Here is a 24,214-nt window from a genome sequence, read left to right as displayed (position 1 = left end):
TCAGGGCCGGTGCGTTGGGATTGCTGCCGTCGCTGAGGTTTTTTTCGTAGACCGTCAGCTCGCCGCCATACACGTTGAGGCCGGTGAGGACCACCGGATCGTCGTTGTTGTGGACCTGCAGTTCCAGGTAGGCGGTGCTGCTGTCACCGTCCGAATCGGTGATGGTGTAGGTGAAGGTTTCGGTGCCATTGCCACCGCCGTGCAACGCCTTGAAGTCGGCATCGCTGGTGTTCAGCGTGTAGACGTAGGTGCCGTTGGCGTTCAGCACCAGGGTGCCGTAGGTGCCGGTGAAGGTGCCCGGGGTGATCGGACCAGTGCCTTCACCGATGGTCACGCGGTCGGCGCCCTGCACGTCGTTGCTCAGCACGTTGCCGTTGAGGATCAGTTGGGTTTCCGAGGCGATGCCATTGCTGTCATCGATTGCTTGCGGCACGTCGTCGACGATGTTCACGTCCAGCGAGCCGGTGGCGGTGCTGCCGTTGTCATCGACCACGGTCACGGCGAACTGTTCAGGCAGGGTGTTGGCGTTGTTCCCAGTCGGGTGCGCTTCGTTGTCGTTGAGGGTGTAGCTGTAGCTCACCACGCCGGTCGCGGCGTTGAAGCCGGTGATGGTCAGGGTGCTGCCCAGCGGCGTGGTGATCGACTGCGGGAAGCCCGCCGCCACGCCAGCGGTGACCACGGCGATACCGCCCACGGTCAGGCTGGTGACACCATCGAGGGCAGTGACGGTGAAGGTGCCGTTCTGGGTCAGGGCCGTGGCATCCGGTGCGCTGCCGTCGCTGAGGTTTTTCTCGAGGACGGTGAGTTCGCCACCGGTGACGTTCAAACCGCCCACCGTGATCGGGTCATCGTTGTTGTGGATCTGCAGCACCAGGTTGGCCGTGCGGCTGTCGCCGTCGGCGTCCGTCAGCGTATAGGTGAAGGTTTCCGTGCCATTGCCACCGCCGTGCAGGGCTTTGAAATCGGCATCGCTGGTGTTCAGCGTGTAGACGTAGGTGCCGTTGGCATTCAGTACCAGGGTGCCGTAGGTACCGGTGAAGGTGCCGGGGGTGATCGGACCGGTGCCTTCACCGATGGTCACGCGGTCGGCACCTTGCACGTCGTTGCTCAGCACGTTGCCGTTGAGGGTCAGTTGGGTTTCCGAGGCAGTGCCATTGCTGTCATCGATTGCTTGCGGCACGTCGTCGACGATGTTCACGTCGAGGCTGCCGGTGGCGGTGCTGCCGTTGTCATCGACCACGGTCACGGCGAACTGCTCTGGCAGGCTGTTGGCGTTGTTGCCCGTCGGGTGCGCTTCGTTGTCGTTGAGGGTGTAGCTGTAGCTCACCACGCCGGTCGCGGCGTTGAAACCGGTGATGGTCAGGGTGCTGCCCAGCGGCGTGGTGATCGACTGCGGGAAGCCCGCCGCCACGCCAGCGGTGACCACGGCAATGCCACCCACGGTCAGGGTCGTCACGCCGTCCAGCGCGGTGATGGTGAAGGTGCCGTTCTGGGTCAGGGCCGTGGCATCCGGTGCGCTGCCGTCGCCGAGGTTTTTCTCGAAGACGGTGAGTTCACCGCCGGTGACGTTCAAACCGCCCACCGTGATCGGGTCATCGTTGTTGTGGATCTGCAGCACCAGGTTGGCGGTGCGGCTGTCGCCATCCGAGTCGGTGATGGTGTAGGTGAAGGATTCGGTGCCATTGCCACCGCCGTGCAGGGCTTTGAAGTCGGCATCGCTGGTGTTCAGCGTGTAGACGTAGGTGCCGTTGGCATTCAGCACCAGGGTGCCGTAGGTACCGGTGAAGGTGCCGGGGGTGATCGGGCCAGTGCCTTCGCCAATGGTCACGCGGTCGGCGCCTTGCACATCGTTGCTCAGCACGTTGCCGTTGAGGATCAGTTGGGTTTCCGAGGCGGTGCCATTGCTGTCATCGATTGCTTGCGGCACGTCGTCGACGATGTTCACGTCGAGGCTGCCGGTGGCGGTGCTGCCGTTGTCATCGACCACGGTCACGGCGAACTGCTCAGGCAAGGTGTTGGCGTTGTTGCCCGTCGGGTGCGCTTCGTTGTCGTTGAGGGTGTAGCTGTAGCTCACCACGCCCGTCGCGGCGTTGAAGCCGGTGATGGTCAGGGTGCTGCCCAGCGGGGTGGTGATCGACTGCGGGAAGCCGGCGGCCACGCCAGCGGTGACCACGGCGATGCCACCCACGGTCAGGGTCGTCACGCCGTCCAGCGCGGTGATGGTGAAGGTGCCGTTCTGGGTCAGGGCCGTGGCATCCGGTGCGCTGCCGTCGCCGAGGTTTTTCTCGAAGACGGTGAGTTCGCCACCGGTGACGTTCAAACCGCCCACCGTGATCGGGTCATCGTTGTTGTGGATCTGCAGCACCAGGTTGGCCGTGCGGCTGTCGCCATCCGAGTCGGTGATGGTGTAGGTGAAGGATTCGGTGCCATTGCCACCGCCGTGCAGGGCTTTGAAATCGGCATCGCTGGTGTTGAGGGTGTAGGTGTAGGTGCCGTTGGCATTCAGCACCAGGGTGCCGTAGGTGCCGGTGAAGGTGCCGGGGGTGATCGGGCCAGTGCCTTCACCGATGGTTACGCGGTCGGCGCCTTGCACATCGTTGCTCAGCACGTTGCCGTTGAGGATCAGTTGGGTTTCCGAGGCGGTGCCATTGCTGTCATCGATTGCTTGCGGCACGTCGTCGACGATGTTCACGTCCAGCGAGCCGGTGGCGGTGCTGCCGTTGTCATCGACCACGGTCACGGCGAACTGCTCTGGCAGGCTGTTGGCGTTGTTGCCCGTCGGGTGCGCTTCGTTGTCGTTGAGGGTGTAGCTGTAGCTCACCACGCCGGTCGCGGCGTTGAAGCCGGTGATGGTCAGGGTGCTGCCCAGCGGGGTGGTGATCGACTGCGGGAAGCCGGCGGCCACGCCAGCGGTGACCACGGCGATGCCACCCACGGTCAGGCTGGTGACGCCGTCCAATGCGGTGACGGTGAAGGTGCCGTTCTGGGTCAGGGCTGTGGCATCCGGTGCGCTGCCGTCGCCGAGGTTTTTCTCGAAGACGGTGAGTTCACCGCCGGTGACGTTCAAACCGCCCACCGTGATCGGGTCATCGTTGTTGTGGATCTGCAGCACCAGGTTGGCCGTGCGGCTGTCGCCGTCGGCGTCCGTCAGCGTATAGGTGAAGGTTTCCGTGCCATTGCCACCGCCGTGCAGGGCTTTGAAATCGGCATCGCTGGTGTTGAGGGTGTAGGTGTAGGTGCCGTTGGCATTCAGTACCAGGGTGCCGTAGGTGCCGGTGAAGGTGCCGGGGGTGATCGGGCCAGTGCCTTCACCGATGGTTACGCGGTCGGCGCCCTGCACGTCGTTGCTCAGCACGTTGCCGTTGAGGGTCAGTTGGGTTTCCGAGGCAGTGCCATTGCTGTCATCGATTGCTTGCGGCACGTCGTCGACGATGTTCACGTCCAGTGAACCCGTGGCGGTGCTGCCGTTGTCATCGACCACGGTCACGGCGAACTGCTCAGGCAAGGTGTTGGCGTTGTTGCCCGTCGGGTGCGCTTCGTTGTCGTTGAGGGTGTAGCTGTAGCTCACCACGCCCGTCGCGGCGTTGAAGCCGGTGATGGTCAGGGTGCTGCCCAGCGGGGTGGTGATCGACTGCGGGAAGCCGGCGGCCACGCCAGCGGTGACCACGGCGATGCCACCCACGGTCAGGGTCGTCACGCCGTCCAGCGCGGTGATGGTGAAGGTGCCGTTCTGGGTCAGCGCCGTGGCATCCGGTGCGCTGCCGTCGCCGAGGTTTTTCTCGAAGACGGTGAGTTCGCCACCGGTGACGTTCAAACCGCCCACCGTGATCGAGTCATCGTTGTTGTGGATCTGCAGCACCAGGTTGGCCGTGCTGGTGTCGCCGTCGGCGTCCGTCAGCGTATAGGTGAAGGTTTCCGTGCCATTGCCACCGCCGTGCAGGGCTTTGAAATCGGCATCGCTAGTGTTGAGGGTGTAGGTGTAGGTGCCGTTGGCATTGAGTACCAGGGTGCCGTAGGTGCCGGTGAAGGTGCCGGGGGTGATCGGACCAGTGCCTTCACCGATGGTCACGCGGTCGGCGCCCTGCACGTCATTGCTCAGCACGTTGCCGTTAAGGGTCAGTCGGGTTTCCGAGGCGGTGCCATTGTTGTCATCGATTGCTTGCGGCACGTCGTCGATGATGCTGATATCCAGCGTACCGGTAGCGCTGTCGCCATTTCTGTCGACGGCCACCACAGTGAAGGGTTCGGCGAGACTATTGGCCCCCTCGCCGCTTGCGTGGGTTTCGGAACGGTTGAGGGTATAGCTGTAACTGACCACGCCCGTGACCGGGTTGTAATCGGTGAAGGTCAAGGTACTGCCCAGAGGGGTAGTAATCGACTGCGCAAAACCTGCCGCCACACCGCCGCTGATCACGTTGATTCCGCCAATGCTGAGGCTGGTGAGCCCGTCGGGCGCATTGATGGTGAAGGTACCGCTTCGTGTCAGCGAGACTTCGTTGCGCGCCGAACCGTCGGCCAGGTTGGCTTCATTGACGGTCCGCTCGCCGTTATGCTCCGACAGGCCGACAAAGGTGACGGGATTGTTCGGCACCTCCGGCGTCACTGGCGGCACCACAGGGGTATCGGCCACTACAACGTTGTTGTTCGGGGTAGCGTCCAGCCGTTCTTCGGGAAGCTCGGGAATGCCGTTGAAACCCGCAGTAGGGAAGCCGATGGTGGGATCGACTCGCCCACCTACTTCTTCCAGCATGACGAAACTATGGCCACTGCCCTGGACTCCACCCGGTACACCGGTTGTCGTGGAAGGTCCTGCAGCGGTGGCTTCAGCGGTTTGGGTCGGGTCGTCGCCCGCCGCGATGGCTTTCTGCAGCTTTTCGACATCCGTCAGCTGCGCTTCGCTTGGCGTCACCGCCTCGGACGAGCTCACATGGGGAATCTGATTGGCGAGCAACTGCGGAGTCATCTGCATGCTGCTGCCGCGCCCGAGGGTCAACTCCTGGCCATTTTGCAGATGCACCGCGACCGCGCCTTCGGCGCCGGTGCTCAGTTGGTCGCCGGCGAACAGCTTGTCCCCCTCGACCAGCACGCGCCGGGTGCCGTCGCTTGCAACCGCGAACACCTGGCCGATGACCTTACTGACGATTCCGATGAGCGTAGCCATGTGCACTTCCTCCGCTGCCAACCATTGTCGGCACCTTGTCTGTGCGAAGAACGCGCTCGTGGCTCAAGCGGGTTGTCTGGCGAATCGTGTTCCGGGTACCGATTTACTTGAGTAAGCCGTGGTCCCGGCAACGATCTCGCCCAGCCAGTTGCTCACGGCGCTGTTTACGATTTCGGGAAAAATCCTCTGCAATCAATGGCATTGGATCCCTGTTCGCAACAGCGTGCCAGTGAGCGATGCGTAACGATCCTGAACCACTCGAGTGACAGAAAACCGTCACCTTTCAGGTCATTCGCGTCCCTCCCCTCCAGCACTTCTCCGCTCTATGTCGATAAGTGGATTGGAACTTTCCTCAAACCCCGGAGAGCGCCCTAGAGCTCATAAAACAAGGGTTTTCGAATTGAACAATGTGCTGGATTTCGCAGAGCGCATAAGTTTTTTTTGACATAGCCGTTATGAAAAAAATTTCTTAGCTACGCTTCAGAATGTTCTTAGCTCTTTTGTTAAGTATGTGAAACAACTTTACCTATAAATGCCGTCAAATAATTGGCGACGGCTAAGCACCATCAGGAATCAGGGAGATGTACATGCGCCTATTAACGCCCCTCTGCAGCGCGGTTCTTTTGGCCATGGCCTGCTCGTCCCAGGCTCAGGCCATGACACTGACCGAAGCGATCCAGAGCACCATCGCGACCCACCCGGAGCTGGCATCACGGGTGGACAGCCGGCTGTCGGCGGATGAAGACGTGAAGGTCGCCAAAGGGGGCTTTTATCCATCGGTCGATCTGAACGCCGCCTACGGGCGCGGCTACAGCGATAACACCAATACCCGGGCATTCGGTAATCACCACACCGAAACCCTCAACTACACCCAGTCGGAATTGCGCCTTCGGCAAATGCTCTTTGACGGGTTCAACACCGCCAATGAAGTCAATCGCACCAAAGGCGTGGTCAACTCGCGTGCCTATTACGCTCAGGGCACGGCCCAGGATCTGGCCCTGCGCACCACCGAGGTTTACCTCGAAGTGCTCAAGCGTCGCGAACTGGTGACACTGGCCAAGAACAACCTGCAAGCGCACTTGCGGGTCAACGACCAGATCGGCCTGCGCACCCAGCGCGGTGTAGGCAGCAACGCCGATGCCGACCAGTCCACCGCTCGTCGGGCACTGGCGGAAAACAACCTCGACACCGCCGAAGTCGATCTGGCGGATGCCGAGTCGAACTTCTACGCCGTTGTCGGGCGCATGCCCGATGAACTCGAGACCCCACCGTCAATTCGCGGCGAAGTCCCTGCCTCTCTGCCCGAAGCCCAGCAAAGCATGGTGGAAAACAACCCTTACCTGAAATCCGCCCAGGCCGACGTGCAATCGGCCGAAAGCCAGTACGAAGTCGCCAAGTCGCCGTTCTACCCTCGCCTCGACGCCGAGGCCGCCGTGGGTGCGAACAACAACGTGCAGGGTGACGAAGGCCACGACAACGAATGGCGGGTCGGCGTGGTGATGAACTACAACCTGTTCCGTGGCGGCAGCGACAAGGCGCGCCTGGCCTCCGACGCGCACAAGATCAACCAGGCCATGGACATTCGTAACAACGCCCTGCGCCAGTTGAACGAAAACATCCACCTGGCCTGGAACGCCATGGTCAATGCCAAGAAACAAACCCCGACCGCCCGTGAATACGCCGAGACCAGCAAACGCGTGCGCATCGCCTATCAGGATCAGTTCGGCCTCGGCCAACGGACCCTTCTTGACTTGCTCGACAGTGAAAACGAACTCTACAACGCCAACCGTCGCTACACCGAGGTGCGCTACACCGAAGAGTTTTCGATGTACCGTGTACTGGCGAACATGGGCCAGTTGCTGAGCAAGCAACGGGTCGTACTGCCCGCCGATGCCATCGCCCAGACAGAAGTGAAAAACGAAGCGCGGCTGCCTGAAATGAAGTAGTGCGCGGGAGCGTTCAATGACCAGCATGGAACCCGGCAACACCGGTGTCGATCCGCGTCTGAGCTTCGATGACCCGCTTCTGGACGGTCTATTGATCCTCTGCAAACTCCACGGCGCGACGGTCAGTCGCGCCAGCCTGAGTGCCGGGCTGCCCATGGCACACCAACGCCTGAGCCTGGACCTGCTGCCCCGTGCAGCGGCCCGTGCGGGTTTGCAGGCGCGCATGCTGCGTCGCGATCTCAAGGACATTTCCGCGCTCAACCTGCCCGTACTGCTGCTGTTGAACAACGGCCGTACGGCCGTCCTGCGCCGTTATGGCGAAGACGGCAAGGTACTTATCCTGCCCAGCGAAGCCGACGGCGGCGAGCAATGGCTCAGCCCCGAGGAACTGGCCGAACACTACAGTGGACAGGCGCTGTTTGCCCGGCCACGCCACGAACTCGAAGACTTGCGCTCGCCGCTGGTACCGCGGGTGCAGGCATGGTTTCGCGATACGCTGAAGCTGTCGAAATGGCTGTACAGCGACGCAATTCTGGCGAGCTTGCTGATCAACCTGCTGGGCCTGATGGTGCCGCTGTTCGTGATGCAGACCTACGACCGCGTGGTGCCGAACCAGGCCACTTCGACCCTGTGGGTGCTGGCGATCGGTCTGCTGATCGGCACCGCTTTCGAATTGGTGCTGCGGGTGGTGCGCGCGCACTTGCTGGATACCGCCGGCAAGAAAACCGACGTGATCCTGTCGGCCACCCTGTTCGAGCGCATCACCGGCATGTCGATGAAAGCGCGTCCGGCGACCATTGGCGGGTTTGCCCAGAGCATTCATGACTTCCAGGGGCTGCGGGAATTTCTCACCGCCGTGACCCTCACCAGCCTGATCGACCTGCCCTTCTGTCTGCTGATGCTGCTGGTGATCGGCCTGCTCGGCGGCTGGCTCGTGGTGATCCCGATCCTCGCGTTTCCAATCACCATCATCTTCGCCATGGTGATCCAGGTGCGCCTGCGCGACACCGTGCAAAAGAGCCTTAGCCTCGGCGCCGAACGCCAGGCCCTGCTGATCGAAACCCTCAGCGGCCTGGAAACCCTCAAGGCTTGCAGCGCCGAAAGCGAACGCCAGCACAAATGGGAAAGCACCCACGGCGCTCTCACCCGCCTCGACAGCCATGCGCGCAACCTCTCGGCCCTGGCCACCAACGGTACACTATTCATCCAACAACTTTCCGGCATGGCGACCATCGTCGCCGGGGTCTACAGCATCATCGCCGGCAACCTCAGCGTCGGTGCCCTGGTAGCCAGCTACATGCTCGGCAGTCGGGTACTGGCGCCACTGGGGCAGATCGCCGGCCTGATCACCCGCTACCAGCAAGCACAACTGACCATGAAAAGCACCGACGCGCTGATGGGCCTGCCCCAGGAGCGCGACACCAAACAACGGCCATTGGAGCGCACGCAACTGCAAGGCGCACTGGATGTTGTCGGCGTGAACTTCCACTACAACGGCCAGAGCACTCCCGCCCTGGCCAACATCAGCTTCAGTGTGAAACCCGGCGAGCGCGTCGGCATCATCGGCCGCAGCGGCTCCGGCAAAAGCACCCTGGCGCGCCTGGTGATGGGATTCTATGAACCGGAAGAAGGCCAGTTGCTGCTTGACGGCCTGGACCTGCGCCAACTGGACGTCGCCGACCTGCGCCATCAAATCGGCTACGTTGCCCACGACCTGCCGCTGCTGGCCGGCAGCCTGCGCGACAACCTGACTCTCGGCGCGCGCTACATCAGTGACTCACGCATGCTCGAAGTGGCGGAAATGACCGGTGTCACCGAACTGGCCCGGCAACACCCGCACGGCTTCGACCGGCCGGTGGGCGAACGCGGGCAGTTACTGTCCGGCGGCCAGCGCCAGGCGGTACTGATGGCCCGGGCGATGCTGCTCGACCCGCCGATCATGCTGCTGGACGAGCCCACCAGCGCCATGGACAACAGCAGTGAAGACGTTCTGCGGCAAAAACTTCACGGCTGGGTCCAGGGCAAAACCATCCTGCTGGTGACCCACCGCACCTCGATGCTGAGCCTCGTGGACCGGTTGGTGGTGCTGGACAACGGACGGATCGTCGCCGACGGTCCGAAAGAAGCGGTCATCGATGCACTGCGCAAGGGCCGTGTAGGCTCTGCGGCCGTCTAGGAGTCGCCCATGTCTGCCGATCAGGGATCCCGTGGCTACTTCGACAGTTTCAACAAAAGTGCCGAAACCGAGTTCATGCCGGAAACCGCCGGCGCCTCATTGCAGGACTCACCGCGCTGGTCGCGAATCACCGTGTGGCTGGCCGCCGCGCTGCTGGCCAGCGCACTGGTCTGGGCCAAGTTCGCCGTGTTGCAGGAAGTGACCATGGGCGAAGGCAAGGCGATTCCGTCGAGCAAGGTCCAGGTGATCCAGAACCTTGAGGGTGGCATCGTCACTGAAATTTTCGTCCGTGAAGGACAAATGGTGAACAAGGGCGACACCCTGCTGCGCCTGGATGACACGCGCTACCTGTCGAACAAGGGCGAAAGCGAAGCCGATCGTTATGCCTTGACCGCGCAGGTCGAACGGCTTTCGGCCGAAGCCGAGGGCCGGCCTTTCACGCTGTCAGAAGATGTGATCGCCAAAGCCCCGCAAGTGGCCGAAGACGAACGTTCGCTGTACGAGCAGCGGCAACGTCGACTCGCGAGCGAGCAGCGCACACTGTCCGAGCAACTTCGGCAAAAAACCCAGGAACTTGCGGAATTTCGCTCGAAACAGGGTCAGTTCAGTTCGAGCCTGGCGCTACTGCAACAAGAGATGAACATGTCCACGCCACTGGTAGGCACCGGTGCCGTGTCACCGGTGGAAATCCTGCGCCTCAAACGCAGCGCGGTGGAGATTCGCGGCTCGCTGAATGCCACTACCCTGGCGATTCCCCGGGCGGAGGCGGCGATCAACGAGATCAAGAGCAAGATCGATGAGTCGGAACAAACCTTCCGTTCCGAGGCGGCGAAAGAACTGAATGAGAAACGTACAGACCTGTCAAAAATAACGGCATCGAGCATCGCCATCGACGACCGCGTGACCCGTACCACCGTGGTCTCCCCGGTACACGGCATCATCAAGGTGTTGAAGGTCAACACCATCGGCGGTGTGGTCCAGCCAGGCAGCGACATGGTGGAAATCGTGCCGCTGGAAGACAACCTGCTGATCGAAGCCAAGGTCCGTCCGCAGGATGTTGCATTCCTGCATCCTGGCCAGAAAGCCATGGTCAAGTTCAGTGCCTACGACTACACGATCTATGGCGGCCTCAGCGCCAAACTGGAACTGATCGGTGCCGACACCATCACCGACGACAAGGGCAACAGCTTTTATCTGATTCAGGTGCGCACTGACAAAAACCACTTGGGCGGGGACATCAAACCCCTGCTGATCATCCCGGGGATGGTGGCGACGGTGGACATCATTACCGGAGAGAAGACGGTGCTGGATTACTTGCTTAAACCGGTGTTGAAAGCGCGGACCGAGGCGATGCGGGAAAGGTAGTGACTGTTCAAGATCTCTTGTGATTGTTCCACCGCTTTCGCGAGCAGGCTCGCTCCCACATTCGACCGGGTTCCTTCAGGAAAAAACGATCAACCGTGGGAGCGAGCCTGCTCGCGAAGACGCAATCAAAAACACCGACTAATCCGGCCCATGGTTACGCTGAAAAACCTCCTCCCCCATCGCCGCAATCTGCCCCTCGATCAACGCTTCGAATGGCTTCAACAACGGCGCGAACGAAGTCGGGGCTTCGAGGGTTTCCAGCGCCTGGACAATCGCCTCCACTGTCGACAATGCTCCCGGCCCCGGCGCCTTGCGCAACCGGTAACGGGATACACCGCCTTCGGCCAGCGTCACCCTCGGCAACGCCGCCAGCAGCGGATTGAGGTGCAGCAACTTGCGCGCCTTGCGCCAGGTGCCGTCCGGGACGACCAGCAACAAGGGTTCGTCTGTCGCGGCACAAGCCTGCATCGGCTGCGCATCGTCACCCGGGAACAACAAGCGTGCCTGATATCCCGGCTGATTCAGCAGTGCTGGCAAATCCTCGAACACTTCACCCACAATCAACTCGGCATTGTTCAAGCCCAATGCCGCCAATCGCGCCGTGTTCAGCGCATGATTGACTTCGCTCGGATGCTGCAGCAGCAACACGCGGGTACGGCTGTCGAGGCTCGGGATCAAGGGGCACAGGCAATGGCTTTGCGGGCGCAGGCAGCGCGGGCATTGGATTCTGGACATCTTCTCAGGCCTGGTTCAGTTGGGCTTTAAGCAAGTCGCGGAATGTCTGGATCAGCGGCTCGCGGCTACGACCTCGACGCACGATCATCGAAAACGGTGCCTGATAACCAAAGGTCGCGGGCAGCAACACCCGCAAGTCACCCTTGTCGGCCCAGGCCTGGGCGTAATGCTCCGGCAGGTAGCCGATGTAGGCACCAGACAACACCAGAATCAACTGCGCTTCCATACTTTCCACGGTCGCGGCACTGTGCTTGAAGCCGTGACGCGCCAGTTCGGCCTGGCTCCAATAGCCACGACCGACCATGCGCTGCTGGGTGATGACTTGCTCGGGAATGCGCCGCTCGTTGAACAGCGGATGCCGCGTGCTGCAATACAACCAGTGTTGTTCACGATACAGCGGCATATACACCAGGCCGCTCATGCGCGTGGAAAATGCGCCAATAGCCAGGTCGAGACGGTTGTCCTGCACGCCGAGTTGCAATTCGTAAGGGCTCATCACCGACAGGTGCAGGTGCACGGCCGGGTGTTCCTGGCTGTAGGCACCGATAGCTTCGGCGAACGGCAGGGCCTTGTCGCTGACCGTGGAGTCGATCACACCGAGGTTCAAGGTACCGCGCAACTCGCCCTTGAGGGCGGCGGCGTACTGCTCGAAGCCTTCGAGCTCACCCAACAGACGCAGGGTTTCCTGATGGAACAGCTCGCCCTTGCTGGTCAGGCTGAAACCGCCACGACCGCGATGGCACAGCACCAGGCCAAGGGCCGCTTCGAGCTGACTCATGTAGGTGCTGATGGCCGACGTCGAGAGATTGAGTTCCTGCTGGGCGTTGGCGAAGCCCTGATGACGCACCACGCTGACGAAAATGCGCAATAGTTTCAGGTCGGGTAAAGCGTTGGCCATGGAAAAGCTCCAATCTCGGGGTAACGCGTAGTGCTCGAATCAATAGAGAACCTTGTGGGAGCGAGCCTGCTCGCGATGAGGGCATAACAATCAGCATCAATGTTGACTGACCCACCGCTATCGCGAGCAGGCTCGCCCCCACAAGGTTTGCGTCTGGCATCGGGTTATGCATATGGAAGGAAGTCTACCGCTGCCCCGGTCATTAGTTTAGAAAAATCTGAACTAAGTATTTGCCCGTAGCGATTCTTCCCGGTCACTACATTTCGCAGAATCGGCGCCACAAGGTGCCCCCGTGCTTCCGTACAGGGTGCAACCCAATAAATAAAACAACGACGATGAGGCCCTACCCGTGGACAAGATTCTTCACCAACCACTGGGCGGCAACGAAATGCCGCGCTTCGGCGGCATCGCCACCATGATGCGACTCCCCCACCTGGAAACTGCCGCCGGCCTGGACGCTGCCTTCGTAGGCGTGCCGCTGGACATCGGTACCTCCCTGCGCCCTGGCACCCGTTTCGGGCCTCGCGACATTCGCACCGAATCGGTGATGATCCGTCCTTACAACATGGCCACCGGTGCTGCGCCGTTCGACTCGCTGTCGGTTGCCGACATCGGCGACGTGGCGATCAACACCTTCAACCTGCTGGACGCCGTACGCATCATCGAAGAAGCCTACGACGACATCCTCGAGCACAACGTGATCCCGCTGACCCTGGGCGGCGACCACACCATCACCCTGCCGATCCTGCGTGCCATCCATAAAAAGCACGGCAAGGTCGGCCTGGTCCACATCGACGCTCACGCCGATGTGAACGATCACATGTTCGGCGAGAAAATCGCCCACGGCACCACCTTCCGCCGCGCCGTCGAAGAAGGCCTGCTGGACCCGGACCGTGTCGTGCAGATTGGCCTGCGCGCCCAGGGCTACACCGCTGACGACTTCAACTGGAGCCGCAACCAGGGCTTCCGTGTGGTCCAGGCCGAAGAGTGCTGGCACAAATCGCTTGAGCCATTGATGGCTGAAGTCCGCGAGAAAGTCGGCGGCGGCCCTGTCTACCTCAGCTTCGACATCGACGGCATCGACCCAGCCTGGGCACCCGGTACCGGCACCCCGGAAATCGGCGGCCTGACGACCATCCAGGCGATCGAGATCGTTCGTGGCTGCCAAGGCCTCGACCTGGTCGGTTGCGATCTGGTAGAAGTCTCGCCCGCTTACGACACCACGGGTAACACCTCACTGCTGGCCGCCAACCTGCTGTACGAAATGCTCTGCGTACTGCCTGGCGTAGTCCATCGCTGAGGATGGTTCATGAACGAACGTGATCAGGTACTGAAAGCCGCCGCCGACCTGGTGGCCGCTTTTGCCCGCAACGATCGCGAAGCCTACTTCGGCGCGTTCAGCGCCGATGCCAGCTTCGTCTTCTACACCCTCGAACAGCCCCTGCTGTCGCGCGACGCCTATCAGGCGATGTGGGACAGCTGGCGCGCCGAGGATGGCTTCGAGGTGCTCTCGTGCACCTCGAGCAACGCTTTCGTCAGCCTGCAGGGTGACGTAGCGATTTTCATCCATGACGTAGCCACCGAGCTGCGCATGCAAGGGGAGCAGCACTTTAGCCAGGAGCGCGAGACGATTGTTTTCAAGAAACAGGCGTCTGGCCCGGAACGACAAGGCCCATGGCTGGCCTGCCACGAACATTTGTCCGCGATGCCGTAACGACTGCCAACCCCTTGGCCAACACAGGTGACGCTCACGCACGATGAGCGCGCCTTTATGATCGGAGCTGATCATGAATAACAACAACAAAGACCAAAGCCTTACACAAATTGAAACCCACGGGGTCGAGCAGATCCCGGATAACGAACGCACCGCAGGCCCGACGGACTTGTTCCGGATGATCTTCGGTGGTTCGAATACCTTTGCTACCGCCGTACTTGGCAGTTTCCCGGTACTGTTCGGCCTGTCTTTCCAGGCGGGCGCCTGGGCGATTGTGCTGGGCGTATTGCTGGGTTCGCTGATCCTTGCGCCGATGGGCCTGTTCGGCCCGATCAACGGCACCAACAACGCCGTGTCTTCCGGTGCGCACTTCGGCGTGCACGGGCGGATCGTCGGTTCGTTCCTGTCGCTGTTGACCGCCATCGCCTTCTTCTCGCTCTCGGTGTGGAGCTCGGGTGATGCGCTGATCGGTGGCGCCAAACGCCTGATCGGCCTGCCGGAAACCGACCTGACCCTGGGCCTGGCCTACGGTCTGTTCGCTGTTCTGGTATTGACCGTGTGCATCTATGGCTTCCGCTTCCTGCTGTGGGTCAACAAGATCGCGGTATGGAGTGCCAGCCTGCTGTTCCTGCTGGGCGTCCTCGCTTTCGCCGGTCCTTTCGATGCGAACTACGCCGGCACCGTCAACATGGGGCAACCAGGTTTCTGGGCGGCGTTCATTGGCGCTGCGCTCGTGGCCATGAGCAACCCGATTTCCTTCGGCGCGTTCCTTGGCGACTGGTCACGCTACATTCCACGTGACACCTCCAAGCGGCGGATCATGGCCGCGGTGGTGATCTCGCAGGTCGCGACGTTCATCCCGTTCCTGTTCGGCCTCATCACCGCCACCATCGTAGCGGTCAGGGCGCCCGACTACATTGCGGCCAACAACTATGTCGGCGGCCTGCTGGCGGTATCGCCGAGCTGGTTCTTCCTGCCGGTGTGCCTGATTGCCGTGATCGGCGGCATGTCCACCGGCACCACCTCGCTCTACGGTACCGGCCTGGACATGTCCAGCGTGTTCCCGCGAGTGCTGTCGCGAGTCAAGGCCACGCTGCTGATCGGTGTACTGTCGATTGCCTTCATCTTCATCGGGCGCTTCGCGGCCAACCTGGTGCAGAGCGTGTCGACCTTCGCCGTGTTGATCATCACCTGCACCACCCCCTGGATGGTGATCATGATCATCGGCCTGCTGGTGCGCCGCGGCTTCTACTGCCCGGATGACCTGCAAGTGTTCACCCGTGGCGAGAAAGGTGGCCGCTACTGGTTCACCCACGGCTGGAACTGGCGTGGCCTGGGTGCCTGGATCCCGAGCGCGGCCGTCGGCCTGTGCTTCGTCAACCTGCCGGGGCAGTTTGTCGGTCCACTGGGCGAGATTGCCGGAGGCATCGATATCAGCCTGCCAGTGACTTTGGGCCTGGCCTCGCTGGTGTACCTGGCGCTGCTGAGCCTGTTCCCGGAACCGCGCGAAGTGTTCGGCCCGAACGACCCTCGCAGCAAGAGCACAAGCATCACGGCGAAACCGGAATTACGTCAGCCTGCCTGACACAGATACGCCTGTGGGAGCGAGCCTGCTCGCGAAGACTGCGGCACATTCAACATTGATGTGACTGATAGACCGCATTCGCGAGCAGGCTCGCTCCCACAGAAAGCAACCCCACAAAATCGCTTTTGTTCCACATAAAAAAGACAATCGGAGACACGCCATAATGGCTTTGGATTTATTCGTCGTACTCATCTACGCCGCCGCGATGCTGCTACTCGGCTACTACGGCATGCGCAAGGCCAAGACCAACGAAGACTTTTTGGTCGCCGGTCGTAACCTGGGCCCAAGCCTGTACATGGGCACCATGGCTGCCACCGTTCTGGGCGGCGCGTCCACCGTGGGCACTGTGCGTCTGGGCTACGTGCATGGCATCTCCGGTTTCTGGCTATGTGCCGCACTGGGTTGCGGCATCGTCGCGTTGAACCTGTTTCTCGCCAAACCGCTGCTGAAACTGAAGATCTACACCGTTACCCAGGTGCTGGAAAAACGCTACAACCCGATGGCCCGCTCCGCGAGCGCGGCGATCATGCTGGCCTACGCGCTGATGATCGGCGTGACCTCGATCCTGGCAATCGGCACCGTTCTGCAAGTGCTGTTCGGCCTGCCGTTCTGGATTTCGGTACTGCTCGGCGGCGGCGTCGTGGTGATCTACTCGGCCATCGGCGGCATGTGGTCCCTGACCCTGACCGACATCGTCCAGTTCATCATCAAGACCGTAGGCCTGATGTTCATCCTGTTGCCAATCTGCATGTACCGCGTCGGCGGCTGGGATGAGTTGGTGACGAAACTGCCGGCGGCGAGCTTCAGCTTCACCACCATCGGCTGGGACACCATCATCACCTACTTCATGATCTACTTCTTCGGCATCCTGATCGGTCAGGACATCTGGCAACGGGTGTTCACCGTCAAGACCGCCAAAGTGGCTCAGGTTGCCGGTACCGCTGCCGGTATCTACTGCATCCTCTACGGTCTGGCCTGCGCCCTGATCGGCATGGCCGCACACGTACTGATCCCGGATCTGGACAACGTCAACAACGCCTTCGCCGCCATCGTCAAACTGTCCCTGCCGGACGGTATCCGTGGCCTGGTGATCGCTGCCGCACTGGCCGCCATGATGTCCACCGCGAGCGCCGGCCTGCTGGCCGCTGCCACCACCCTGACCGAAGACCTGCTGCCGAAACTGCGTGGCGGTAAACAGTCGAGCCTGGCGATCAACCGTCTGTTCACCCTGTTGACCGGCATCGTGGTACTCGGCATTGCACTGGTGGTCAACGACGTGATCAGCGCCCTGACCCTGGCCTACAACCTGCTGGTGGGCGGCATGCTGATCCCGCTGATCGGCGCCATCTTCTGGAAACGCGCCACCACCGCCGGCGCCATCGCCAGCATGGGCATGGGCTTCGCCACCGCGCTGCTGTTCATGTTCAAGGACGGTCTGGACGCCAACACCCCGATCTACTACAGCCTCGGCGTAGGCCTGGTGAGTTTCGTAGTGGTGAGCCTGATGTCTCGCCGCCCGGTGACAGTGGCCAGCGCTGCCTAAGCTATACATAACGACTTGATGCTTTCTTCGACGGGTGTGGCGTCGGTTGCCACACCCGTTTTTTTTCGTCTGGAGAATACGTTTCATGAAGATTGTTTCTCGTGACCAGTGGTTCGAGGTGAAATCGCTCAACGACGGCATTCGCTTGATCCACGAGCCGTATATCCGCCCGTTCTACCGCTGCAACCTCTGGCACATCCAGGGCCGGGACAAAGACCTGCTGCTGGACAGTGGCTCGGGCCTGGTCAGTCTGCGCGAGCAACTGCCGTGGATCACCGAACGGCCGCTGGTGGCCGTGGCCAGCCACTGCCATTTCGACCACATCGCCGGTCATCACGAATTCAAAGAGCGCCTGGTGCATCCGGCCGAGGCGGACATTCTCGCTGCACCCGATGGCAACAACGATCTGAGCAAGGCTTTTGTCGGCGACGATATGTTCGAAGCCCACCCCGATTGCCCGCTGTGCTACGCCGAGTATCGGGTCAAGGCCGCACCGGCCACGGGATTTGTCCAAGACGGAGATGTGCTGGACCTGGGCAATCGGGTATTGCAGGTCGTACACACACCGGGACATTCGCCAGGCGGCATCTGCCTGTACGAAGCTGCCACCGAGACGCTGTTCAGCGGCGACATCATCTACGACGGCCCGCTGATCGAAGACGCCTACCATTCCAATCTCGACGACTACGCCCGCAGCCTGCAACGCTTGCATGCGCTGCCGATCCGTACGGTGCATGGCGGACATTTCGGCAGTTTTTCCGGGGAACATTTGCGCAGCATGATTGACCAATGGCAGCGCTCACACGGCTAAAACCTGCTGTACTCAACGGCAGGAACGACACCGGCAGGGAGAACTACGCCGATCTCCTGGAAGAACGCTCATGAGAAAAAAAGACGACGTTCGTGCTGCCGTGCATCGCTTTATCAGCCGTCTGCTGGAAGGGCGGGATGGCTTCGACGACAACGCCAGCCTGGTGCAGTTGGGATTGGATAAGGAAGATATCGAAGAACTGATCTTCCATCTGGAAGATGAGCTGGGGGTAACGGCGTTTACCGCCGAGGAAGACCGGATGCTGAAATCCGCCAGGACAGCGAATGATTTGAGCCGGTTTTTGCTGGAGATCGGGCGGCACTAAGGCCGGCGATCAAACGTACACGAAGCGGCAAGGGATTTTGCTCCCTCGCCACGGAAAGCCTTTCACCTGTCAGGTGTTGCCTGCCTTTACCGGCGCCGTTGCTGCCGCCGACGTTGTTCGTCGTCGGTACGAACAGGCACGGGTTGCAGAGGCGGCTCGATCAAACCGAGAGCCACGCCCAGGTCATGCAGCCAGTTTTGGATTTTCTCTTTCATGGTGCCCCCTTCAGGGTAGTGCCGAGCGGCCCAGATTCTGTAGCCCCTTCGCACAGATAATAGTCCGAAGTCCTACGCAATGCTCGCGCAAAGTGGCAATGATCTGTTACTGAATCCAACACAATCAGCCATTGTTCAGGCAATTTCCTGGGTCTGCACCGGTGCCTGCGGAAAAACCACCTGTTGCTGCTCGATCCAGGCATTCAGGTTGGCGCCGACCATGCCCTTGCGCCACATCAGCCAGGTGGTAGCGCTGGCAAACGGTTCGGCCAAGGGATGCACCGCCACGCTTTCACGGCCCGGCAAGCTGGCGAGCATCGACTCCGACATCAATGCCACACCGGAACCGGCAATCACGCAGGCGAGCATCCCCGGATAGGACTCGATCTCCATCGCCCGCCCCATGGCTGCGTGGTCATGGGCGAACCAGGCCTCCAGGCGCATGCGGTAGGAACAGCCCTGGCGAAAGGTGAACACCGCGCGTCCTTGCACATCCAGCGCACTGTGCACCGGCGGATGGTCGGCCTCGCTGATCAGCACCAGGCGTTCTTCGCACAAGGGCACACCGTCGAGTCCGGCCAATTCCAGAGGACCATCCACCAGCGCCGCATCGAGACGGCCGGCAAGCAGGCCCTCGAGCAATTCACCGCTGGGTCCGGATTGCACTTGCAGATTTACCGCCGGATACATCCGGTGGTAACGCGCCAACAACCCCGGCAGGTGAATCGCCGCCGTGCTGTACATGGTGCCAAGCACAAAATCACCCGCCGGTTGCCCGCCCTGCACTGCCGCGCTGGCTTCGTCGCGCAAGGCAAACAGCTTGGCGGTGTAGTCCAGCAAGACTTTTCCCGCAGGTGATAGCTGCAAGCGCTGACGCTCGCGCAGGAAAAGTTCGACACCCAGTTGTTCTTCCAACTGCTTGAGCCGGGTCGACAGGTTCGACGGCACTCGATGCAACCGCTCGGCAGCACGGGTGATGGAACCTTCTTCGGCCACCGCCTGGAAGATGCGCAATTGGTTGAACTCCACGACACTCTCCAAAAAAGAACAACTTGCTCAATATTATTCATTTTTAAAGAAAGTCAATCAGTCCTAGCCTGACGGTCATCAGTCCTCTAAACGGAATCCCGACCATGTCTCCCCTGATTCGCTTATCCGCCAGTTTCGTTGCCCTCATGATGGCCATGGGTATCGGCCGTTTTGCCCTGACACCGCAACTGCCGCACCTGCTCAGTGAAGGCCAGATCGACCTGACCGCCGCCGGACTGATTGCCGCCGCCAACTACCTCGGATATTTAATCGGCGCGGTGGATGCCATGTTCTCCCGGCGTCCGGCGCAAGTGCGCGGGCGCTTGCTGGGCGGGTTGTGGCTTTGCGTGCTGCTGACCCTGGCGTCGTTCTGGGCCAATGGTTTCTGGTCACACCTGCTGCTGCGTTTCGGCACCGGCGTGGCCAGCGCCTGGGTGCTGGTGATGATCACCGCACTGAGCCAACCGCTTGCGGCAGCGGCCGGGCGTCCCCGGCTTGGCGCCCTGGTCTTCGCCGGACCGGGCCTGGGGATTTTTCTGACCGGCTTGTTGGCCCTGGGCTCGAATCTGCTGGGCCAGACTTCCGCAACCCTGTGGCTGGTATACGCCGCCGTGGCGCTGGCGATGCTGCTGGGGATTCTGCCGTTCCTGCCACAACCGGGCGCAACCGCGACCGCTGCGCCCGGCGCCGACTTGTCGGGCACCCAAGGCATCGGTCGCCTGGGCTGGATTTATGCCTTGTACGGTTTGGGCTACATCATCCCCGCGACCTTTCTCTCGCAAATGGCCAACGCGCAATTCCATGGTCAATGGCAGGCTGATCTGTTTTGGCCGTGCTTCGGTCTTGCGGCTGCCACGGGCGTGGTGTTGGTGAGTCTGCGTCGGCAAAACACCGGCGCGACGCGTCACTGGCTGATGGCGACCTTATGGCTGCAAGCCGCTGGTGTATTCGCTTGCCTGCTGGGCAACGGGCCAGGCCTGGCGTTGGGTGTGGTGCTGTGCGGCACGCCGTTCCTGGCCTGCATGCAACTGGTGATGCAGCGTTCCCGGGAACTGGCGCCCCACGCCACCCAGCGCAATGCTGGCCTGCTGACGGCCTGCTTCGCCGTGGGCCAGCTGAGCGGGCCATTGCTGGCGGCGTTGAGCAGTCATTTCAGTGGCGGTCTGCAACCGGCACTGGTGGTCGCCGGCTGCGGCCTGCTGATCGCCGGCGGCCTGTCGCTCGTACCGGTCAGTGCTGCCCGAGGGCTTTGCGCAAACGCCGGCGCAACCACTGCTCGGCGCTGACAAAAGTGATGCCCGCCAACACCAGCACTGCGCCGATGACGAAGTTCAAGCTCAGTTCCTCGCCGAGCAGCACGACACCGAACGTGACGCCAAACAACGGCGTCATGAACGAAAACACCGCGAGGTTGGCCGCCAGGTAACGGCGCAACAACCAGAACCAGACCAGGTAACTGAAAAAGGACACGACCACACCCTGAAACAGCACGCTGGTCAGCGCAACGGTGGTCAGGCTGACATGGGTGATCTGGCCGCTGAGCAGTGCGATCAACAACAAACCGAAGAAACCGACGATCAACTGATAGAACAGCGTCAGGGTCACCGGCGCTTCCGACAAGCGCGAGGCACGCACCACTACCGTGGTCGCCCCCCAGGCCGCGCCCGCCAGCACACCCAGGGCATCGCCCATCAACATGCGGTAATCAAGGTTGCCCCAGGACACCCCACCGGCAAACGCGATGGCAATCCCGATAAAAGCCAGGACAATCCCCAGCCATTGCAAAGGTCGCAAACGCTCACTGGGCAACAACCAGTGCACACCCAACGCGGTGAAGATCGGCGCGGTATAAAGGAACACCGACATGTGCGCCGCCGTGGTCAGTTGCAAACCTTCGGAAATGAAGAAGAACTCCAGACCGAACAAGGCACCGGCCAGCAGACCGCCTCGCCAGGTCGTACTCACCTGGTTCCAGCCGCCCTTCCAGCAGATCAACAGCCCGACCAGCAACGCCGACATGCCGGAACGTCCGGCCGCCTGCATCACCGGCGCGATATCAGCCGCAGCCCACTTGATCATCACCTGTTGAACGCCCCAGACCAGGCACAACCCGATCATCACTTGCAGGGCAAACCCGTCGGCACTGCGCCGGGTGGCGCTCACCGGAACACCTCGAAGACACAATCCATGGCAAAAGACTCGGCAGTAAAAGCAAAGCCCCGGCCTTCTCGTTGAAGAGAAAACACCGGGGCGAAAAATTCTGTTGTCAATTATTAACCAGAAGGCCAGAAAATGCCGCCTGCCAGAGACCTCTACGTCTCTGCTTGCGCCATCCTGGCCCTGCATATTGTCAGAGCATCAGCTAAGTTCGATGCGATCGGAATGAATGACGATCTGGCCACTCTTGTACAGCGCACCGATAGCCTTCTTGAAGTTCCCCTTGCTGACACCAAACAGGCTGCTGATCAACGCTGGATCGCTCTTGTCGCTCACCGCCAGGCTGCCGTTGTTTTCACGCAACTTGGCGAGGATCTTCGAGTTCAGGCTGGTGGCCGCGTCCTGACCGACCGGTTGCAGGCTCAGGCTGATCTTGCCGTCGGCGCGAACTTCCTTGATGAAGCCCTTTTCCTCTTTCCCGGCGCGCATGAACTTGAAGATTTCGTTCTTGTGGATCAGGCCCCAATGCTTGTTGTTGATGATGGCCTTGAAGCCCATGTCCGTGGCTTCGGCCACCAGCAAATCCACTTCCTGGCCCGCGGTATAGTTGGCCGGGACCTTGTCCAGATAACGATCCAGGCGCGCCGTCGCGGTGATGCGGCGGGTGTGTTTGTCGAGGTAGACGTGCACCACCACATACTCGCCCGCCGACATCTGGCGCTTCTCCTCGGAGAACGGCAGCAACAGGTCTTTCGGTAAACCCCAGTCGAGGAATACGCCGATACTGTTGACTTCAACAACTTTCAAACTGGCAAACTCACCAACTTGAACTTTCGGCTTTTCGGTAGTTGCGATGAGTTTGTCATCGCTGTCCAGATAAACAAAAACATTGAGCCAGTCTTCATCTTCGCTGGGAATATCTTTTGGAATATAACGATTGGGCAGAAGGATTTCGCCATCCGCGCCACCGTCCAGATATAAACCGAAGTTAGTGTGTTTAACCACTTGCAAACTGTTGTAACGCCCGACTAATGCCATGTCCAATACCCTCATTGCGTGGGCGGCATTCTACCCGGTTTTAAGCACCGCGTTGGGCAACCGGCCAGGTGGTGCGCGAAAATCCTCTGAAGGCTTTGATTTTCCGGGGTTTTCAATGCTCATCTGGCCGCTCGTCAGACCAATCCGGGCATTTACGCCATGCTCAGGCGAGCGTAACGCGGTATTTTTCCAGGTAATGTTCTTAGTTAAAACAGCGACTTAGACACCTGTTTCGAATATGGGCCGATGACGGTTTACCCTGATCTCACGATTATTGCGAGGGGATATTTGCCAAGCAGTTATCAGGTAATTCCTGTACGATGCCTGGCCAATTTAATTTTCTACAGGTTAATGGCCGCCATGCGCGTAAAAGCATCCACCGTCAAAGCAAAACCAGCTCCAGCCGTCGAAACCAGCGAATCGATCAATAGCCAGATAGCAGCGTTTCTCAAGTCCGGCGGTGAAATCCAGCAAATTGCCAAAGGCGTCAGCGGCCAGACGTTCGGCCCGTCCAAGCAGATCACCCTGGGCAAAAAGTAACCCCCTCGCGCCACCTGGTCCCAAAGCGCTTTGAGCTTCGAAGCGCTTGGACTGGAACCCTCGTTTCTCCCTCCGACACACCTTCGTTTCCTGTGGAAATCGACGAACGGCCTACGCCACCGATCATTCGCCGGTATCCTTGCACGCGTCTGGATCAAGCGTTCCAGCGGGCCTGCCAGCCTGCCCTCGCTGTTCATGGAGTGACGCATGTTCAAACTTTCCTGTTTATCGGCATTGCTCGGCAGCCTGTTGGCCTGCTCTGAAGCACATGCACAAATCTTCCAGCGCGAGATGGGAGCCTTCGACCTCAAGCTCGGTACCACTCCCACCCGCAGCATGGCCCAGGGCCTGGTCAAACCTTCGGCCGTCGGCTCGTTCCACGGTGGCCTGGACCTGAGCCACGAGAGCGGTTTCTATGTAGGCCAATGGACGCCCAGCATGGGCATCAGCTCTGGGAAAAACCTCGAGATCGACTCCTACATGGGCTTTAAACAGCCTTTCGACCAGGTCCTCGGCTACGAAGTGGGTCTGATCCGCTACAGCTACCCCGAAGTCACGACCCCCGACAGCCAGGAACTGTTCGGCGGCCTGACTCTGCTCGGCAGCCGATTCGGCATCGCCTTCAGCAATGACCCGGACAAACAGAACAACACCCTGTTCGCCAATTTGAGCGGCAATCAACCATTCGGTATCGGCATCAGCCTGAAATACACCAGCCATCAATTCAACGCACCAGTGGCGGTGGATGGCGGATACGTAGGAAGTTTTACCGATTGGTCGCTGAAATTGTCCCGTCCGTTCATGGGTATCGACCTTGACCTGATCTACAGTGACTCCAGTCTGCGCGGCAGCGATTGTTCGGCTTACGCCGGGCACAACAGCCAGTGCGACGGGCTGGTTACCCTCAAGGCCGAACACGTATTCCATTGATCGGCTGAACTGCCGGGCTCAACCCGGGCTCACATGAGAATCAGCC

General features: G+C 60.7%; 19 protein-coding genes. 12 read left to right on the top strand and 7 right to left on the bottom strand.

The features are described from left to right. A partial coding sequence (locus CAG47_RS26295) for a retention module-containing protein (RefSeq protein ID WP_143515935.1) occupies window positions 1–5,161 on the bottom strand: 5,161 nt, incomplete at its 3' end. A gap of 587 nt (window positions 5,162–5,748) precedes the next feature. Here CAG47_RS26295 and CAG47_RS26290 point away from each other — a divergent pair. Genes CAG47_RS26290 through CAG47_RS26280 form a run of 3 tightly spaced genes read left to right on the top strand, consistent with a single transcriptional unit; the run spans window position 5,749 to window position 10,648 of the window. After that, the gene (locus CAG47_RS26290) at window positions 5,749–7,107 is read left to right on the top strand and encodes a TolC family outer membrane protein (RefSeq protein ID WP_085729082.1); all 1,359 of its coding nucleotides are present in this window, start codon (window positions 5,749–5,751) and stop codon (window positions 7,105–7,107) included. A 16-nt stretch (window positions 7,108–7,123) separates the two neighbouring features. Next, complete coding sequence (locus CAG47_RS26285; protein WP_085729075.1) at window positions 7,124–9,283, top strand: type I secretion system permease/ATPase; 2,160 nt, start codon at window positions 7,124–7,126, stop codon at window positions 9,281–9,283. A 9-nt stretch (window positions 9,284–9,292) separates the two neighbouring features. After that, window positions 9,293–10,648 (top strand): HlyD family type I secretion periplasmic adaptor subunit, encoded by a 1,356-nt coding sequence (locus tag CAG47_RS26280; protein ID WP_085729072.1) that lies wholly within the window; start codon window positions 9,293–9,295, stop codon window positions 10,646–10,648. Window positions 10,649–10,786: 138 nt separating this feature from the next. Here CAG47_RS26280 and CAG47_RS26275 read toward each other — a convergent pair whose 3' ends face one another. Both CAG47_RS26275 and CAG47_RS26270 read right to left on the bottom strand, forming a co-directional pair. Further along, a complete protein-coding gene (locus CAG47_RS26275) occupies window positions 10,787–11,383 on the bottom strand; it encodes a tRNA-uridine aminocarboxypropyltransferase (protein ID WP_085729070.1) in 597 nt (198 codons plus the stop codon). Window positions 11,384–11,387: 4 nt separating this feature from the next. After that, window positions 11,388–12,281, bottom strand: coding sequence for a LysR family transcriptional regulator (locus CAG47_RS26270; protein WP_007972518.1), 894 nt, complete (start codon window positions 12,279–12,281; stop codon window positions 11,388–11,390). A gap of 349 nt (window positions 12,282–12,630) precedes the next feature. On the opposite strand from CAG47_RS26270, the gene speB reads away from it, so the two are divergent. The 6 genes from speB to CAG47_RS26240 all read left to right on the top strand — a co-directional run bounded on the left by speB (window position 12,631) and on the right by CAG47_RS26240 (window position 18,259). Then, window positions 12,631–13,581 (top strand): agmatinase, encoded by a 951-nt coding sequence (gene speB, locus CAG47_RS26265; protein ID WP_085729068.1) that lies wholly within the window; start codon window positions 12,631–12,633, stop codon window positions 13,579–13,581. Window positions 13,582–13,590: 9 nt separating this feature from the next. Beyond that, window positions 13,591–13,995, top strand: coding sequence for a nuclear transport factor 2 family protein (locus CAG47_RS26260; RefSeq protein WP_085729066.1), 405 nt, complete (start codon window positions 13,591–13,593; stop codon window positions 13,993–13,995). A gap of 73 nt (window positions 13,996–14,068) precedes the next feature. Next, on the top strand, window positions 14,069–15,580 hold the full coding sequence (locus CAG47_RS26255; protein WP_085729064.1) for a cytosine permease: 1,512 nt from the start codon (window positions 14,069–14,071) through the stop codon (window positions 15,578–15,580). A gap of 163 nt (window positions 15,581–15,743) precedes the next feature. Next, window positions 15,744–17,123, top strand: a complete 1,380-nt coding sequence (locus CAG47_RS26250; protein ID WP_085729062.1) for a sodium:solute symporter — start codon at window positions 15,744–15,746, stop codon at window positions 17,121–17,123. 85 nt (window positions 17,124–17,208) lie between these two features. After that, window positions 17,209–17,934: an MBL fold metallo-hydrolase gene (locus CAG47_RS26245; RefSeq protein ID WP_085729060.1), complete on the top strand. Its 726-nt coding sequence runs from the start codon at window positions 17,209–17,211 to the stop codon at window positions 17,932–17,934. A gap of 70 nt (window positions 17,935–18,004) precedes the next feature. Then, entirely contained in the window at window positions 18,005–18,259 is a 255-nt protein-coding gene (locus CAG47_RS26240) for a phosphopantetheine-containing protein (RefSeq protein WP_085729058.1), read from the top strand. 86 nt (window positions 18,260–18,345) lie between these two features. Here the strand turns inward: CAG47_RS26240 and CAG47_RS29180 are convergent, their stop codons facing one another. Then, window positions 18,346–18,474: a PA1414 family protein gene (locus tag CAG47_RS29180; RefSeq protein WP_007972508.1), complete on the bottom strand. Its 129-nt coding sequence runs from the start codon at window positions 18,472–18,474 to the stop codon at window positions 18,346–18,348. A 135-nt stretch (window positions 18,475–18,609) separates the two neighbouring features. After that, on the bottom strand, window positions 18,610–19,503 hold the full coding sequence (locus CAG47_RS26235; RefSeq protein WP_085729056.1) for a LysR family transcriptional regulator: 894 nt from the start codon (window positions 19,501–19,503) through the stop codon (window positions 18,610–18,612). Window positions 19,504–19,607: 104 nt separating this feature from the next. Between CAG47_RS26235 and CAG47_RS26230 the strand changes: the two genes are divergently transcribed. Next, a complete protein-coding gene (locus CAG47_RS26230) occupies window positions 19,608–20,789 on the top strand; it encodes an MFS transporter (protein WP_085729054.1) in 1,182 nt (393 codons plus the stop codon). On the opposite strand, the gene CAG47_RS26225 is transcribed toward CAG47_RS26230, so the two are convergent. Both CAG47_RS26225 and CAG47_RS26220 read right to left on the bottom strand, forming a co-directional pair. After that, window positions 20,734–21,666 carry a DMT family transporter gene (locus tag CAG47_RS26225; protein ID WP_085729051.1) on the bottom strand — a complete coding sequence of 311 codons (933 nt, stop codon included), beginning with the start codon at window positions 21,664–21,666 and terminating at the stop codon, window positions 20,734–20,736. The two genes, CAG47_RS26230 and CAG47_RS26225, sit on opposite strands and share 56 nt — an antisense overlap. A gap of 195 nt (window positions 21,667–21,861) precedes the next feature. Continuing rightward, window positions 21,862–22,698, bottom strand: coding sequence for a S1 RNA-binding domain-containing protein (locus tag CAG47_RS26220; RefSeq protein ID WP_085729049.1), 837 nt, complete (start codon window positions 22,696–22,698; stop codon window positions 21,862–21,864). Between the two features lie 351 nt (window positions 22,699–23,049). Between CAG47_RS26220 and CAG47_RS26215 the strand changes: the two genes are divergently transcribed. Beyond that, complete coding sequence (locus tag CAG47_RS26215) at window positions 23,050–23,238, top strand: hypothetical protein (RefSeq protein WP_177409079.1); 189 nt, start codon at window positions 23,050–23,052, stop codon at window positions 23,236–23,238. A 207-nt stretch (window positions 23,239–23,445) separates the two neighbouring features. Continuing rightward, the gene (locus tag CAG47_RS26210) at window positions 23,446–24,168 is read left to right on the top strand and encodes a TorF family putative porin (RefSeq protein ID WP_085729047.1); all 723 of its coding nucleotides are present in this window, start codon (window positions 23,446–23,448) and stop codon (window positions 24,166–24,168) included. Window positions 24,169–24,214: the final 46 nt, after the last annotated feature.

This window comes from Pseudomonas sp. R37(2017) (assembly GCF_002113375.1).
Lineage (GTDB): Bacteria > Pseudomonadota > Gammaproteobacteria > Pseudomonadales > Pseudomonadaceae > Aquipseudomonas.
The sequence above is the reverse complement of the archived record's forward strand: the minus strand, read 5'-3'. Positions and strand labels throughout refer to the sequence as shown.